This is a genomic window from Streptomyces sp. Tu 3180 (assembly GCF_009852415.1).
GTDB lineage: Bacteria > Actinomycetota > Actinomycetes > Streptomycetales > Streptomycetaceae > Streptomyces.
The window spans coordinates 541570-559121 of sequence record NZ_WOXS01000002.1; the positions used below are offsets into that span (position 1 = coordinate 541570).

Genomic DNA, 17552 nt, shown 5'->3' on the forward strand with positions numbered 1-17552 from the left:
GTCCGGGTGATCGGCCGGGCGTTCGTGGACCAAGATGGCCACCAGCGGACAGGCCGTCGGCCGGACCGCCGGGCGCACACCGGCGGCAGCCGGCCACGGCGGCCCCGGCGTGGGACGACCCGCGACGCCGGGAGAGCCGGGAGCACCGGAGAGAGGGACACGGTCATGGTCGTTGCCTCGGAGGGTCACGATTCCCCGTCGGACACCGGTGCCCCGCCCCCGGCACTGGTGGAGCGGGAACGCGAACTCGCCCTGTTCGGCGAGCTGGTGCGGCGCTCCGCCGCGGGACGCTCCGGCCTCGTCGTCCTGGAGGGCCCGGTCGGCATCGGGAAGACGGCCCTGCTGCGGGCCCTGGTCGCCGAGGCACGCGGCCTGGGCCTGTCCGTCGTTCACACGGAGGCCGCCGGCGGGCACCGGCTGCCGCTCAGCACCGCGCACGCCCTGCTGTCCGGTCTGCCCGGCGGCGTGGGGCCCTCCGTGGCGCACGGGCTCGCGGACAGACGGCCACCCACGCTGCTGTGCTGTGACAACGATGCCAAGGACGTCTCGTTCGGTGTGCTGACGCAGCTGCACGACGTCATCAGGCGTGCCGCCGCGCGGACTCCGCTGCTGATCGCCGTGGACGACGCCCAGGAGGCCGATCCCGCCTCCCTGCGCCTGCTGGCGCACACGGCGCGGCGACTGGCGGGCCTGCCGGTCCTGCTGGCGCTCGTGGGCCGCAGCGGTTCCGACGCGCCGGCCCTCGCCGAGATCACCACCCTGGCGTCCTGCCGGGTGCTGCGGCCCCGCCCGCTCACCGGCCCCGGCATCGGCCTGCTCGCCCGCCGCCTCACCGGTGCCGAGACCGACGCGGCGTTCCAGCAGGCGTGTCTGGCCGCCACCCACGGCAATCCGCTGCTGGCGACCCGGCTCATCCGGACGCTGCGCGCGGAGGACCTGCCGCTGACGGGAGCCGAGCTCAGCGTGGTGGGCGAACAGGACATGCAGGCCTTCGGGGCCCGTGTGGTGCGTCTGCTGCACCGGCAGGCGCCGGCCACGGTCGACGCGGCCCGTGCCATGGCGGTGCTGGGGGACGGGAGCCCCCACGAGCTGTGCGCGCGTCTGGCGCTGGTGGACGCCGCCTCCTTCGACCGGTCCCTGCTGGTGCTGGGCTCCCTCGGACTCGTCAACGGCGACCGTGTCAGGGGGACGTGGGCCTTCACGCACGCCCTGGTGCGCCGCGCCGTGCTCGAGGACCTGCCGGACGACGAGCGCGCCGCCGCGCACGGCCGGGCGGCCCGTCTGCTGCACGACTTCGGCGCCGGCCCGGCGGACGTCGCCGACCACCTGTGCCGGTCCGCCGCCACAGCGACCCAGCCGTGGGCCACGACCGTGCTGCGGGAGGCGGCCCGGGAGGCGATGCTGCACGCCTCGCCGAGCCGGGCGGTCACGCTGCTGCGGCCCTGTGTCCCGGACGGCGCCGCGGACGACTGCGATCCCGGGCTGCTGATCGAACTGGGCACGGCCGAGGCACGGGTGGACCCGGAGGCCGGTGTCCGGCACCTGACCGCGGCCCTGGACCGGACGACCTCCGCGGACCTGCGGTTCGAGGCCCTCAGCGCCCTCGCCGACGCGCTGACCCGCCAGGGCCGGATGGACCGCGCCTTCGAACTGCTCGACCGGTACCGCTCGGACCCGGCCCTGCTGCCCTCCGGGGCGCGGAGCACCCAACTGCTGGAAGCGCAGCTGCTGATGGCCGCCACGGTCGACCGGGACGCCTACACGCGGCTGCTCGACACGGTGTCCTTCGACCTCTCCCTGCCGGACGACACCATCCAGGAGCGGGCGCTGCTCGCCGCCCGGGCCGTCATCTCGGTGTCCCGGATGGACCGGGTGGCGGAGTCGGTCGCGGTGGCACGCCGGATCACCGGGCGGGGCGGGCCCACCGCGAACTCCCCCGCCTTCCTCACGGCCGCCGCCTCGGTGCTGCTCTACGCCGACCTGCCGTACGAGGCGCAGGACGTCTACCACCAGTTGATCGACGGCGCCGACGTGCTGCTCGACCAGGCCTATCCCGTCCTGCTCGCGCTGAGCGCCGAGGCGCACGAACGGCTCGGCGACCTCGACGGCGCGCTGCGGTACACCGCCGAGGCGCTGCGCGACACCACCGTGGCCCGTGCCCACGCGCACGAGGCGCTCCCGCTGGCCGTGCGGCTGCACACGCTCCTGGACCGCGGCCGGCTGGCGGAGGCCGACGACCTGTGCGGGCGCGCGCCCGACCCGGCCCGCAGCGAGGCCTGGCAGTGGAACGAGCTGTTGTGCGCCCGCGGCCGGCTCCGGCTGGCGCAGGAGGACGCCGAGCGCGCGCTGGCCGACCTGGAGGAGTGCGGACGCCGGCAGGCGGCCTGGCAGCGCACCAACCCGGCCGTCTCGTCCTGGTGGTACTGGGCCGGCCAGGCGCACCTGGCCCTGGGTGACCGTCGCGCGGCCCGCACGCTGGCCGAACAGGCCGTCGACGGGGCGCGGTCGGCGAACCTGCCCCTCGCCCTGGGTGCCGGACTGGAGCTGTGGGCGGCGACGGCCGCCGCCGACGAACGCGCGGTGCTGCTGGAGGAGGCGGAGGACGCGCTCGACGGGACGAGGGCGGCTCTGCTGACGGCACGGGTGAAGGTCGCCAGGGGCCGCGCGCTGCACGATCTCGGTTACCGCAAGGCGGCCCGTGAGGTGCTGCGGCAGGGGTGGGAGGAGGCGTACACGCTCGGCGCCCGCCCCCTCCACGAGGTCGCCCGCCGGGCGCTGCTGGCCACGGGCGCCCGCCCGCGCCGGCCGGTGTCGCGGGGGCCGGCGGCCCTCACCCGCAGCGAGGCGCAGGTGGCCCGTCTGGCGGCGGACGGGCGTTCCAACGCGTGGATCGCGGAAACCCTGTTCGTCACCCAGCGGACCGTGGAGGTCCATCTGACCTCCGTGTACCGCAAGCTCGGCCTGTCCGGCCGGCGGGAGTTGCGCGACGCCCTGGAGTCGGCGGACGTCCGTGACGGGGGCCGCCGGGGGTGACCGCGCGGGCGGTCCGCCGGGAGGACCGCCCGGGGACCCGGTGGACGTGCCCGGCGGCCCCCGCCGCGCCGCCGCGTTGCTGTCGTGTTGCTGTCGATGCCGGGCGGCCCCTCCCCGCGGGCGGAACCGTGGGGTAGAGGTGAGGGGCAACCGATCCGTCCCGCCGGCCGGCAACACCGCTGTTCCCCGATCACCCCCCATGTACGTTCCGACGCCCCCGCGCCCGCTCCGTCGCGGCGCTCCTCCGCCCACGCGCGCGTCCCGGCCCTCCGTCCGCCCCGCCCCGGTCTTCCGTCCGGGTGCACCGGCGACGGCCGTCGGGTGTCCGGCAAGAAGGACGTACATGTCGACACGGCCGCTCGGCGACGATCGGGCCGCCCGCCCCGCCCCGCACCGGGGACCGGCTCCCCGGAGCGTTCCGCCCACGCGCACGCCGCACCGCGGGGACGGTCGTGCCCTTTCCCCCACCGGCGCACGAAGCCCTCGTCACCCGGGGGCCCTTGCTGCCCCGCGCGTCGCTGTGATCTGCTCCTCCCGGAGATGCGAAGCAGCGATGAACGACCTTCGGGGTGGAGTCGCCCGGGCTCCCGCGCGCGGGGGCACCGGCCCTCGCGAGGAGGCCGGTCGCACGCCGTCCCCGTGCTGTGCACTGCCCACGGAGTCCCGTCCGGTCGCGCCCCGGGCGGTGACCGGCGGCCCGTGCCGTCCAAGGAGGGCCATCACCTTGTTGCTGGAGCGCGAGTCCGAACTGGCGCAGGCGACGTCGGCGCTGCGCCGCGCCGCGGAGGGGGAGGGTTCCCTCCTGGTCGTCCGGGGCCCGCTGGGGGTCGGCAGGTCGACCTTCCTGGAAGCGGTGGCGGCACGTGCGCACGGTGAGGGGTTCCTCCCCCTGCGGGCGCAGGCGGCCGCCGCCGAGGAGAACTTCGCCTTCGGAGTCGTGCGGCAGCTGGCGGACTCCGCCCTGGCGGCCGCGCCGGCCGGTGAGAGCGGACGCCGGCTGCGGGAGGCGGCGTCCGCAGCGGCGCCGCCCGTCGCCGGTTCCGTCCCCCCATGGTCCGCAGTCGCCCCTCGGCAGGCCCCCCTCCGGCTGACCGCCCTCCTGGAGTCCATGGCGTCCGAGCGGCCGGTCGTGGTGATGGTGGACGACCTCCAGTGGGCGGACACCGACTCCCTGCTGGCGCTGGCGCCGTGCCTCGCGCGCCGAAGACACGACCGCGTCCTGTTCGTCCTGACCGTCCTGCCCGGCGACGTCCGCGGCACCAGGGAACACGTCAGGGGGCTGCTGGAGTCCGCGGACCACACGGTGGAGCTGGCCGCACTCGGCCGTGACAGCGTGCGCCTGCTGGTGGAGGGGGCCTGCGGCACACCGTCCCACGACGCGTTCGTCGACACTCTGCAGCAACGTTCCGGCGGCAATCCCCTGTGGGTGACGGCCCTGGTGGACGAGGCCCAGTACCAGGCGCTCCAGCCCACCGAGGCCGACGCGGACGCCGCGGCGGCGCTCCGCCCGGAACGGGCGCGCCGGCGTCTGGCCGCCTTCCTGCGCTCCCAGCCGGACCACGTCCGGCGCGTCGCCTACGCGCTGACCGTGCTCGACGCCGTCGCGGACCCGCACCTGGTGACCCGGCTGGCCGAGATCGACGAGCCCCGGCGAGCGGAGGCCGTCGGCGTGCTGCGCCTCGCCGGACTCGTGGCGGAGCACTCCGACTCCCTCATCCCCGGAACGCTGCTGCGGGACCTGCTCGAGGAGAGCATGCCGGCGACCGAGCGCACCGTCCTGCGCGGTGTGGCGGCCGAGTTGCTGCACCGGACCGGCCACCCGGCCGAACTGGCCGCGGAACAGCTCATGTCGGTGATCACCCTGCGCGGTCCGCAGGCAGTGGAGATCCTGCGGACCGCCGCCGACAGCGCGGTGCGCCGCGGCTCGCCCCGGGACGCCGCCCGCTACCTGCGACGCGCGCTGCTCGACACCTCCCCCACGGACCACGACCGCGGCCGGCTGCTGGTCGACCTGGCGACGGCCGAGCGCAGCTTCGCCTCGGCCGCCTCGCTGCGGCACGTCGCGGAGGCCGTACCGCTGCTGGAGTCGGTACGGGAGCGGGCCGACGCCGTGACGCGGCTGGGTCCTCTGCTGATGGACCCCGCCGCGTTCCGCATCGACGCCGTCCGGCGTGCCGTGACCGAGGAACTGGGCCGGTCCGACCCGGACGACTGGATCGAACGGGAGCTCGCCCTGCGTCTGGAGGCCCGGGAGCACGTGCTGTCGGCGCAGGATCCCGCCCATGTGAAGCGGGCCCTGCAGCGGTTCCGGTCGCTGGGCCCCTCCCCCGCCCTGCGGACCACCGGGGAACGCGAGCTGGTGACGTCCCTCATGCACATCGCGTTCGTCTCCAACTCGGCCTCCGCCGAGGAACTGACAGCGCTGTGCACCCGGCTGCTGGAGCGTGAGACGCCCGCCCCCGAGCACGTCCACAGCACCGTGCCGCTGGCCGTCAACGTCCTCGCCGGCGCCGGCCGCACGGAAGGCGCGGCCGACTGGCTGCGCGAGGCGCACCTGCTCGCCCAGCGCAGGGGCGGTGAGGTGGAGCAGGCCGTCATCCGCGCGGAGCAGGCCCTGGTCGCGCTCGCCGACGGGCGGCTGGCGCGCGCCCGGCAGAAGGTGCTCCAGGCCGACGCCCTGGCCGGGACCGGCACCGGGGACCTGCCCACCATCTGTGCCGCGGTCCTGGCCATCGTCGCCCTCCACACCGCGGAGCCCCACCTCGCGGAACAGATCCTCACCCGGCACCGGCTGCACGCCGAGAACCAGCACCTGGCCGCGCTGCTGCACCTGGCCCGGGGCACCCTCGCGGCCGGGCGCGGCGAGACCCGCACCGCACTCGTCCACTTCCAGACGGCGGGCCGGCGCGCGGAACGCATCGGCTGGCACAACCCGGTCACGGTCCCCTGGGCGTCCTGCGCCGCCCTCATGCACCACCGTCTCGGCGAGCAGGAGGAAGCGGTGGCCTCGGCGCTCCTGGAGGTCGAACGCTCCCGTGCCTGGGGCGCCCCCGTCAGGCTGGGACGCGCCCTGGTGGCCCTGGGCAGGGTCTCCCCGGGGCGAGAGGCCGTGGCGGTGCTGGAGGAGGCCGTCGAGGTGCTGGAGAAGGGGAGCAACACACACGAACTGTGCCAGGCGCTGTACGCCCTCGGCACCCGCCGCGAAACGGACCGCAGACGGCGCGCGGCCGTGCTCGAACGGGCACACGGACTCGCCGTCGACAACGGAGACGACTCCCTGGCGGAGACGATCGCGCGGAAGAGGGACGAGCACGTGCGCAGGCCTTCCTCACGCACCGACCGGCTGACTCCCTCCGAGCGCAAAGTGGCGCACCTGGCGGCGACCGGTCTCAGCAATGCGGCGATATCAGCCAGGCTGGGCACGACCTCGCGCACGGTGGAAAAGCATCTGACGAACTCGTATCGCAAACTGGGCGTCTCCGGCCGCCCGGACCTGGCCCGGGCCCTCGAGAAACTCGGCGAAACACCGAACTCCTGAGGCCTACCCCCGTCTTCGCCCTCCCCCTCTCCCGTCACCGAATCGGGCAGCAAACGAACAGCCGCCGGACGCAAACGGTCACCCGGGCCGGGCCGGCCCCCGGCCGGTCTCGCCGGCCGGCCCGTCACAGACGTCACGGAGACGACGGGCAAGAGCAACCGAGGCTTAACGATCGCCTACGATCGGGCTGCTCAGAGCAGAGGTCAGCGCCTCGCGCGAGCCCCGGAAGCCTCCACCGGACCGCACCACCGAACCACCGAACCACAGTGTTTTGGAGCCACGCAAAGGTTTGCTTGACCGGCCTGTAGGTGCATTCCTAGGCTCTTCCACGGTTGATCAAAGAAAACTCGCCGGGTCATTGACCGAGTCCCGGCGAGTTCGTACCACCTGTGATCAGGTGCGCTTCCAGGTGGTGCGCGCATCCCCCACATCTGAACACAGAAAGACGGTGCGTTGCAGTGACCACGCACACAGCCAGTGCCTCGCACAACAGGGACAGGATCCTCCCGCCGCATCACGCTGTGACTGCCAGAAACACCCAGGAGCCCCGAGCCCATACGCTGAGTGATCGACGCCTCACGGCCCAAATAGATCCCGAAATGCACATCGTGGCCGCGGAACCCAATTTCTCGCGCCAGTTCGGCCGCACCTCGGCCGACACCTGCGGCCGCAGCCTGTACGAACTGCTCCACCCCTCCGCCCCCGCCGTGCTGAACCGTCACTTCGCCCGGCTCGCCGAGGGCCGCTCCCAGCGCTTCGCCGAGCGGATGGTCGGCCTGGGGAACGCCGGCCGGGTCTTCTCCGGCGAACTGACCGGCATCGCCGTGCAGAACACCACGGGGCGTCTGGCCGGGATCGTGGTGCAGGTACGGCCCGATGCGGAGGCGGACGGCACGGACCTGAAGGACGTGGTCGGCATCCCGCGCGAGCGGCTGCTCAGCAAGCTCGACGCACAGGTCCTGGAAGGGGTCGCCACGGGCGCCTCGACCGTGCAGCTCGCCGCCAAGCTCTATCTCAGCAGACAGGGCGTCGAGTACCACGTCGGCCTCATGCTGCGGAAGCTCAAGGCCCCCAACCGGGCCGCGCTGGTGGCCCGCGCCCACTCCATGGGCATGCTGACGGTGGGCCAGTGGCCGCCTCGCGTGCTGCCGGAGTTCATCAAGTGACCCCGTGACAGGTCCGGTTCCCCGCAGCGGCGCGGACCGTGACCGACCGGGCGGGGGCTGCGGCCCTCACCCCGGCGGACGGCGGCCGTACCACCCCCGCTCCGGTACGGCCGCCGTCACGCGTGCCCCGGGGTGGTCGCCGGCCGCCCCGGGTCCGGTGGCTACTGCTCCAGCTCGCGGCTGACGAGGTCGAACAACTCGTCGTCGCTCGCGTCCTCCAGGAGGTCACCGAGTGAAGCACCGCCCGCGTCGACGCCGTCGGCCGAAACGCCCTCGACCTCGTCCAGCAGCGCCCTGAGCCGTGTGCCCAGCAGGGTGCGCGCCTCCTGGCCCGGGTCCGCCCGCAGGATGCGCGCGACGCCGGCCTCGAGGTCGGCCAGCACGCCCGTCATCGCCCCGCCTCCACCGGTCAGTTCGGCGTCCAGGTGACGGGCGAGGGCGGCCGGTGTGGGGTGGTCGAAGACGAGCGTCGAGGGCAGCCGCAGTCCCGTGTCCTTCGTGAGCCGGTCGCGCAGCTCGACGGCCGTGAGGGAGTCGAAGCCCATGTCGCGGAAGGCCCGGTCCGCGGGGACGTCGCCCGGGTCGGCGTACCCGAGTGCCGCGGCCGCGACCTGCCGCACATGGCGCTGGAGGGCGGCCGACCGCTCCGCTTCCGGCAGGGACATCACCCGTTCCACCAGGGCGGGACGGGCCCCGTCCCGGCCGTGCGGCCCGGGATTGTCTTCTCCCTCCGTGACGGCCGCCGCTTGCGGGAGGGCGGCCAGCAACGGGCCGGGACGGCGGCTGGTGAACGCGGGGACGAACCGCTCCCACTCCACGTCCGCGACCACCACCGCGCCGTCCCCCGCCTCCAGCGCACGCCCCAGTCCCAGCAGTGCGCGCCGGGGTTCCATCGTCCGCAGCCCGCGGCGCTCCAGCTCCACCGCACCCGCGCTCGACACCATTCCCCCGCCCGACCAGGGACCCCACGCCACCGACAGTCCCGTCTCGCCGCGCCCGCGCCGCGCCCTCACCACCGCGTCGGCGCACGCGTTCGCCGCCGCGTACGCGCCCTGCCCGCCGCTCCCCCACACACCGGCGATCGACGAGAACACCACGAACGCCTCCAGACCCCGTCCCCGCGTCAGCTCGTCCAGGTGCACCGCTCCCAGGGCCTTGGCGCGCAGCACGTGTTCCAGGCGTTCGGGCGTCATCGCGTCGATCAGGTCGTCGTCCAGGACACCCGCCGCGTGGACGACGCCGTCGACCCGGTGGGCCGTGAGCAGGCCGGCCACCTCGGCGCGCTCGGCGACATCGCATGCCACGACGTCGACCCGTCCCGCTCCGGCCGCGCGCAGCCGCGCCACGAGATCGGCGGCGCCGGGGGAGGCGGTTCCGCCGCGGCTCGTCAGGACGAGTTCCCTGGTGCCGTGTTCGGCGAGCCACTGGGCCACCCGCCCGCCGAGCGCTCCGGTGCCGCCCGTGACCAGCACCCGGGCGGGAGCCGTCCAGTCGCCGGCCGGCGCGGTGCCGGCCGGCGGGGCCGGACGCAGCCGTCGCGCGTACGCCGCGGTGCCGCGCAGGGAAACCTGGTCCTCGCCGGTTCGTGCCAGGACCGAGGCCAGGGAGCCGAGTTCCGCTCGACTCGCCCGGTGCGGCACGTCGATCAGCCCGCCCCACCGGTCGGGGTGCTCCAACGCCGCCACCCGTCCGAGGCCCCACACGGCGGCCTGTGCCGGATCCTCGGGCGCGTCCTCCGGTCCCGGACCGGCGTGCGTGACCACCCACAGCGGTGCGCTCACGCAGACGTCACCGAGCGCCTGGACCAGGGCCGCGGTGTCCACCACGGCGGCGACCACCGCGCCAGGAGCGCCGTCTCCGGCACCGGACACGGCACCTGTGAGGCAGGAGAGCACCCCGGCCGGCACCTCCCGCGCGACGAGCGTGCCGAGCAGACGGGCCAGTCCCTCACGGTCCCGGGCCTCGCAGCGCACGCGCTCCAGCCCCGGAACGAACTCCTCGAGCCCGTCGAGGGCGGGGTCACCGGGCGGCTGCAGCAGAAGCCAGCGCCCCGGCACCGGGCCGGCCGGTCCCACGTCCACCGGCTCCCAGCCGACGCGGTACCGCCAGTTGTCGACCTCCTCGCGTGCGGCGTGCTCACGCCGCAGTGACATCAGTGCGGGCAGAACGGCGTCCAGGGCCTCTTCCGGCACCCCGAGGCGGCCGGCCAGATCCTGAGGCCCCTCCTGCTCGACCATCGCCCAGAAGGTCTCGTCCGTGGAGGCCGCCCGGGACGCCGACGCCTCGGGCACGCCCGGTGCGGCGGCCACGCCCGATGTGGCCGACGTATTTGACGCGGCGGCGCGCGCGTCGACAGCGGGCCAGTACCGGGTGTGCTGGAAGGCGTACGTGGGCAGGTCCACAGGGGCCTGCGTACGGACACTCGGCACCGCCGCCCAGTCGACGGCGCCGCCACTCACGTGGAAAGCGGCCAGTCCGCGCAGCAGAGCGACGCTCTCGGCCGCGTCGCGGCGCAGCAACGGCACGCAGAGGGGGGCGGCGGTGTCGCCGAGGGCGGTGCGGGTGAGGGTGGTGAGGGTGGCGTCGGGGCCGACCTCGACGAACCGGGTGACGCCCTCCGCCGCCAGGGCGGCGACGCCGTCGGCGAACCGGACCGCCTCGCGAACGTGGCGCACCCAGTACTCGGCGGTGGTCAACTCGTCGTCCGTCGCGAGCCGGCCGGTGACGTGGGAGACGACCGGGAGGGCCGGGGCGGTGTAGGTGATGCCCTCGGCGACTTGGCGGAAGGCGTCCAGCATCGTTTCCATCAGGGGTGAGTGGAAGGCGTGCGACACGCGCAGGCGGGTGGTGCGGCGGCCCTGTGCGGCCAGCTCCGCGGCCACCTCGGACACGGCCCCTTCGTCGCCCGCGATCACCACGGCGCGGGGGCCGTTGACCGCGGCCACCGACGCCTCGCGCCCCTTGAGCAGGGGCAGCACCTCGTCCTCGGCGGCCTCCACCGCCACCATCGCCCCACCCGACGGCAGCGCCTGCATCAACCGGCCCCGCGCGCTCACCAGCGCACACGCGTCCTCCAGGGACAGCACCCCCGCCACGTGCGCGGCCGCGATCTCACCGACCGAATGCCCGCCCACGAAGTCCGGGCGCACCCCCCAGGACTCCAGCAGCCGGAACAACGCCACCTCGACCGCGAACAACGCCGGCTGCGTCCACTCCGTGCGTGCCAGACGCTCCGCGTCACCGCCGAAGACGACGTCCCTCAGCTCGCCGCCGACGTGCGCGCACACCGCGTCGAAGGCCTCCGCGAACACCGGGAACGCCGCGTACAGCTCCCGCCCCATACCGGGGCGCTGCGCCCCCTGACCCGAGAACAGGAACGCGACCTTGCCGCCGCGGTGTCTGACGCCGGAGACCGTATGTACGCCCGGTTCGCCCAGGTGGAGGGAGTGCAGCTCCCGAACGAACTCGTCCCGGTGGGCGGCGATCACCACGGCACGGTGCTCGAACGACGACCGGGTGCTCGCGAGCGCCCCAGCGAAGTCCGCCAGACCGGGAGCGGGCAGCTCTTCCAGAGCGGCGAGGAGTCTGCCGGCCTGGGCACGCAGGGCCGCCTCACTACGGCCGCTGACGAGCCAGGGCACCACCACGCCATCATCGTCACGACTGAATTCAGTTTCCGTGGAAGGGGCTTGTTCGAGGATGACGTGGGCGTTGGTGCCGCTCAGCCCGAACGAGGACACACCCGCCCGCCGGGCACGGCCGGTGTCGGGCCACTCCCGCCGCTCGGTGACCAGTCGCACGGCGCCCGCCGACCAGTCCACCCGCGAGGACGGCGCATCCACGTGCAGCGTCGCCGGCAGCACACCGCGCCGCAGCGCCTCCACCATCTTGATCACACCGGCCACCCCCGCCGCCGCCTGCGTGTGACCCAGGTTCGACTTCACCGACCCCAGCCACAAAGGGCGCTCCCGGTCCTGGCCGTAGGTGGCCAGCAGCGCCTGCGCCTCGATCGGATCCCCCAGCCGGGTCCCCGTCCCGTGCGCCTCCACCGCGTCCACGTCCGCCGCCGACACCCCCGCGTCCGCCAGCGCCGCGCGGATCACCCGCTGCTGCGACGGACCGTTCGGCGCCGTCAACCCGTTCGACGCACCGTCCTGGTTCACCGCCGAACCCCGCACCACCGCCAGCACCCGACGACCGTTCGCCTGCGCATCGGACAGCCGCTCCACCAGCAGCACACCGACACCCTCACCCCACCCGGTCCCGTCCGCCCCCTCCGCGAACGCCTTGCACCGGCCGTCCCCCGCCAGACCCCCCTGACGGGCGAACTCCACGAAGGCACCCGGCGTCGACATCACCGTCACCCCGCCCGCCAGCGCCAGATCGCACTCCCCCCGCCGCAGCGACTGCACCGCCAGATGCAACGCCACCAACGACGACGAGCACGCCGTGTCCACCGTGACCGCCGGCCCCTCCAGCCCCAGCACATAGGCCAGACGACCGGACATCACACTCGCCGCGTTGCCCGTGCCCACGTACCCGCCGAAGTCACCCTCCGCCACACCCAACAAGGCCGGATAGTCCTGCCCGTTGGTCCCCGCGAACACCCCCACCCGAGCCCCGCGCAACGACCCCGGATCGACACCCGCCCGCTCCACCGCCTCCCACGACGACTCCAGCAACAACCGCTGCTGCGGATCCATCGCCACCGCCTCACGCGGCGAGATCCCGAAGAACTCCGCGTCGAACCCGGCCACGTCGTCCAGGAAACCCCCCAGCCGCACACCACCCGCATCCGACGCACCGTCCCCCGCACGGGCGTAGCGTTCGTAGAGCGGGTCCAGGCCGGTCCAGCCGCGGTCGGCGGGGAAGTCGGTGATGCCGTCGCGTCCTTCCTCCAGCAGCGCCCACAGGCTCTCCGGAGAGTCGACACCGCCGGGGAAACGGCAGGCCATCCCGACGATCGCCACCGGCTCGTCGGTGACGGTGACCACGGCGTGGGCGGCGGCCGTCTCCTCCGGCCGGGTCTCCTCGCGCAGCTCGCCGTGGAGGTGAGCGGCGAGGTCCTGCGGGGTCGGGTGGTCGAAGACGACCGTGGCCGGCAACGTGACACCGCAGTCCGCCGCCAGGACGTTGCGCAGTTCCACCGCGATCAGCGAGTCGACGCCGAGGTCGCGGAACGCCCGCTCCGCCTCCACCTGTTCGGCTGTGCCATGGCCGAGGACGGCCGCCGCGCACTCGCGTACCCGGTCCAGGACCAGGCGCCGGCCGGCCTCGCGGGGCAGGGAGTTGACGCGGAAGCGCAGACCGTCCGTGGCGGCACCGGCGTCACGGACGGCGACCTGACCCGGAGCGGCCGCCGAGGCCGGACTCAGCGGTGTGAGCAATGCGCTGGGCCGGGAGGCGGTGAACGCGGGGACGAAGCGGTCCCAGTCGGCCGCGACGACCAGTCGGGTGGTGGTTCCGGCGTCGATCAGCGCTCCCAGCGCCGACAACGCGGTCTCGGGGGCGAGCGGGGTCACCGCTCCCCGTCCGCGGCGTCGGCCGCCGGCGGCAGCGGCCATACCGTCACCCGCCCAGGGGCCCCACGCGATGGACGTCGCGGGCAGGCCCTCGGACCTCCGCCGCTCGGCCAGCGCGTCCAGCACGGCGTTGGCGGCCGCGTACGCACCCTGTCCCGGACTGCCGACGGTTCCGGCCAGGGAGGAGAACAGGACGAACGCGGTGAGGTCGGTGCCCCGGGTCAGTTCGTCCAGCAGCAGCGCCCCCTCGGCCTTCGGCCCCATCACGCGCCGCACCCGGTCGGCGTCCGTGCTGAGGACCGTCCCGTCCTCCAGGACCCCGGCCGCGTGGAACACGGCGTCGACGGGGTGCTCCGCGAGGAGGGCGACCAGGTCCTCGCGGACGGAGACGTCCACGGCCGCGATGGTCACGCGGGCGCCCGACTGCTCCAGTTCGGCACGGAGCTCAGCGGCGCCGGGTGCCTGTTCGCCCCGGCGGCCGGCCAGGAGCAGGTGGCGGGCGCCGCGCCGGACGGCCCAGCGTGCCACCTGAGCTCCCAGGGCGCCTGTGCCGCCGGTGATGAGCACGGCGCCGTCACCCGGTGTCCAGTCGGCGGGGTCGGTGACGGAAGCCGTGCGCGGCGCGAGCGGTGCGGCGGGTCTCACCCGGCGTCCGAACACGCCGTGGGAGCGCAGGGCGACCTGGTCCTCGCCCGGCTTCAGGCGCGTCAGGGCCGATGCCAGTCGTGTCCACACCCGGTGGTCCGTCTGCGCGGGGAGGTCGATCAGGCCGCCCCACAGGTCCGGGTGCTCCAGAGCGGCGACCCGGCCGAGTCCCCAGACGGCGCTGTGGGACAGACGGGTGACGCGGTCCGGACCGCCGACGGCGACGGCACCCTGAGTGATCACCCACAGTCTCGCGCCGGGGGCCGTCCGGACCAGTGCCTGGACGGCGGTGAGCGTGGCGACGACGGCGTCGGTCGACGGGGAGAAGCCCAGCAGGGAGAGGACGCCGTGCGAGGCACCGGTGGGGTGCGGGGCTCCGGCCGTTTCCGCGGCGGTGCGAACGGCTGAGGCACAGGCGTCGGTATCCGCGGTGTCGACCTCGCAGATCCGCACCGTCGGCCCCTGGGCGCGCAGCCCCTCCGCGAGTTCGTCCGCCAGCACCCGCGCCGAGGTGTCCGCATCCTTCGGCACGAGGACCGTCCAGTGGTCCACGGGGGAGGCCCCGGTCGCGGCGGCGGGCACCATGTCGTCACCCGTCAGGGGACGCCAGAAGACCTCGTGGCACAGGACGTCCAGTTCCGCCCGCTCCTGCCGGCGCCGGTACCAGTCGGACAGCGCGGGGACCACCGTGCCGAGGGCGTCCGGCGCGAGGTCGAGGTCCGCGGCGAGGCTGGTGATGTCCTGCCGCTCGACGGCGGACCAGAAGGCGGCGTCGACGACGGCGGAGGCCCGGGCGGGGCCGGGCGGGGTGTCCTTGGCCGACTCGTTCGGTCCCAGCCAGTAACGGCTGCGCTGGAAGGGATAGGTGGGCAGATCCACCGCCGGTGTCCCCTCGCCGTCACCCAGCACTCCGGGCCAGTCGACCTCACCCCCGTCGGCGTGGAGGCGTGCCATCGCCCGTAGGACGGCAAGGCGTTCCGGATCCTGCTTGCGGAGGGTGGCCACGAGGAGTGAACCGTGCGCGTCGGGGAGGCAGTTCTGGACGAGGGTGGTGAGGGTGGCGTCGGGGCCGACCTCGACGAACCGGGTGACGCCCTCCGCCGCCAGGGCGGCGACACCGTCGGCGAACCGGACCGCCTCGCGGACGTGGCGCACCCAGTACTCGGCGGTGGTCAGCTCGTCCTCGACGGCGAGCCGTCCGGTGATGTGGGAGACGACCGGGAGGGCCGGGGCGGTGTAGGTGATGCCCTCGGCGACCCGGCGGAACTCCGCCAGCATCGGTTCCATCAGCGGCGAGTGGAAGGCGTGCGAGACCCGCAGACGGGTGGTGCGCCGACCCCGTCCGGCCAGCTCCGCGGCCACCTCCGACACGGCCGCCTCGGCGCCGGAGATCACCACCGCTCGGGGGCCGTTGACCGCCGCCACCGCCACCTCACGCCCGTCCAGCAGCGGGACGATCTCGCCCTCGGCGGCCTCCACCGCCACCATCGCCCCGCCCGGCGGCAGCGCCTGCATCAACCGGCCCCGCGCGCTCACCAGCGCACACGCGTCCTCCAGGGACAGCACCCCCGCCACGTGCGCGGCCGCGATCTCACCGACCGAATGCCCGCCCACGAAGTCCGGGCGCACCCCCCAGGACTCCAGCAGCCGGAACAACGCCACCTCGACCGCGAACAACGCCGGCTGCGTCCACTCCGTGCGTGCCAGGCGCTCCGCGTCACCGCCGAAGACGACGTCCCTCAGCTCGCCGCCGACGTGCGCGCACACCGCGTCGAAGGCCTCCGCGAACACCGGGAACGCCGCGTACAGCTCCCGCCCCATCCCCGCACGCTGCGCCCCCTGACCCGAGAACAGGAACGCCTGGCGTGCCTCGCCCCGGTCCCGTCCGGTCACGACGTCCAGGGGCATGGAGCCGGAACCGAGTTCGGTCAGTGCGTCGACGAGACGGGGGGCGCTCCCGACGACGACAGCCCGGTGCTCGAAATGGGTGCGGGTCTTCGCGAGGGCGAGCCCGGTGAGGGCCGCCGGTGTCTCCGGATGCCGGGTGGCGAAGGCGCGGAGGGAACGAGCCTGGGCCCGCAGTGCTTCCTCGCTGCGGCCGGAGAGCAGCCAGACGATCGGCTCGCCGCCCGTCACGACCGCGGGCGGCTCGGTGGCCGCCGGTTCGGGGCCCTGTTCCAGGATGACGTGCGCGTTGGTGCCGCTGACGCCGAACGCCGAGACGGCGGCACGTCGGGGACGGCCGGTGTCGGGCCACTCCCGCCGCTCGGTCAGGAGCTGGACCGCACCCGCCGACCAGTCCACCCGGGAGGACGGCGCATCCACGTGCAGCGTCGCCGGCAGCACACCGCGCCGCAGCGCCTCCACCATCTTGATCACACCGGCCACCCCCGCCGCCGCCTGCGTGTGACCCAGGTTCGACTTCACCGACCCCAGATACAGGGGAAGTTCGCGGTCCTGGCCGTAGGTGGCCAGCAGCGCCTGCGCCTCGATCGGATCCCCCAGCCGGGTCCCCGTCCCGTGCGCCTCCACCGCGTCCACGTCCGCCGCCGACACCCCCGCGCTCGCCAGCGCCGCGCGGATCACGCGCTGCTGCGACGGACCGTTCGGCGCCGTCAACCCGTTCGACGCACCGTCCTGGTTCACCGCCGAACCCCGCACCACCGCCAGCACCCGACGACCGTTCGCCTGCGCGTCGGACAGCCGCTCCACCAGCAGCACACCGACACCCTCACCCCACCCGGTCCCGTCCGCCCCCTCCGCGAACGCCTTGCACCGGCCGTCCCCCGCCAGACCCCCCTGACGGGCGAACTCGGTGAAGACGTCGGGTGTGGACATCACCGTCACGCCGCCCGCGAGTGCGAGGTCGCACTCCCCCGACCGGAGGGACTGGGCCGCCAGGTGCAGCGCCACCAGGGACGACGAGCACGCGGTGTCGACCGTGACGGCCGGACCCTCCAGGCCCAGGACGTAGGCCACCCGGCCCGACACCACACTCGCCGCGTTGCCGGTGAGCAGGTGCCCTTCCACCCCTTCGGGCAGTTCGTCGCCTGTGTCGGCGCCGTAGTTCTGGTTGCCGCAGCCGATGAACACGCCGGTCCGGCTTCCGCGTACGGAGGCGGAGGTGAGGCCCGCGCGTTCGAGTGCCTCCCAGGACGTCTCCAGGACGAGCCGCTGCTGAGGATCCATGGCCAGTGCTTCGCGCGGTGAGATGCCGAAGAACCCGGCGTCGAACTCGGTCGCCGTGGAGACGAACCCGCCCTGGCCCGTGGTGCTCGGCGTCGTGCGGCCCTCGGTGTCCCAGCCCCGGTCGGCGGGGAACGGAGCGATGGCGTCGACGCCGTCGGCGACCAGCCGCCACAGGTCCTCCGGACCGGTGACGTCACCCGGGTAGCGACAGGCCATGCCGACGATGGCTATCGGTTCGTTCGCCGTCCGGAGGAGTTCCTCGTTGTGCCGGCGAAGGCGTTCGTTCTCGAGCAGGGACGCGCGCAGCGCGGCGACGACGCGCTCCTCGGAGGTGGACATGCTCAGCTCCACTGGTTGGTGGTCCGTACTCGGGCGGACGGGCGGACGGCAAGGGGGGCGGGGATCACCTGGTGCGGCGCGGCGCGGCGGCACAGCGCCGAGGGCGGGATGACACGGTGC

4 protein-coding genes are annotated in these 17552 nt (G+C 74.5%); 3 read left to right on the forward strand and 1 reads right to left on the reverse strand.

What is annotated here, in order from left to right; translation table 11 throughout:
- Window positions 1-165: 165 nt before the first annotated feature.
- The 3 genes from GL259_RS03800 to GL259_RS03810 all read left to right on the forward strand — a co-directional run bounded on the left by GL259_RS03800 (window position 166) and on the right by GL259_RS03810 (window position 7737).
- The gene (locus GL259_RS03800; protein ID WP_159529153.1) at window positions 166-3033 is read left to right on the forward strand and encodes a LuxR family transcriptional regulator; all 2868 of its coding nucleotides are present in this window, start codon (window positions 166-168) and stop codon (window positions 3031-3033) included.
- A gap of 724 nt (window positions 3034-3757) precedes the next feature.
- On the forward strand, window positions 3758-6571 hold the full coding sequence (locus tag GL259_RS03805) for a LuxR family transcriptional regulator (RefSeq protein ID WP_159529155.1): 2814 nt from the start codon (window positions 3758-3760) through the stop codon (window positions 6569-6571).
- Window positions 6572-7092: 521 nt separating this feature from the next.
- Window positions 7093-7737: a LuxR C-terminal-related transcriptional regulator gene (locus GL259_RS03810; RefSeq protein ID WP_279578619.1), complete on the forward strand. Its 645-nt coding sequence runs from the start codon at window positions 7093-7095 to the stop codon at window positions 7735-7737.
- A 161-nt stretch (window positions 7738-7898) separates the two neighbouring features.
- Here the strand turns inward: GL259_RS03810 and GL259_RS03815 are convergent, their stop codons facing one another.
- Window positions 7899-17432, reverse strand: coding sequence for a type I polyketide synthase (locus GL259_RS03815; protein ID WP_159529157.1), 9534 nt, complete (start codon window positions 17430-17432; stop codon window positions 7899-7901).
- Between the last annotated feature and the right edge of the window lie 120 nt (window positions 17433-17552).

Coding starts and splice junctions, on each gene's coding strand:
- GL259_RS03815 (WP_159529157.1), bottom strand. CDS start 17,432: ATGTCCACCTCCGAGGAGCGCGTCGTCGCCGCGCTGCGCGCGTCCCTG.
- GL259_RS03800 (WP_159529153.1), top strand. CDS start 166: ATGGTCGTTGCCTCGGAGGGTCACGATTCCCCGTCGGACACCGGTGCC.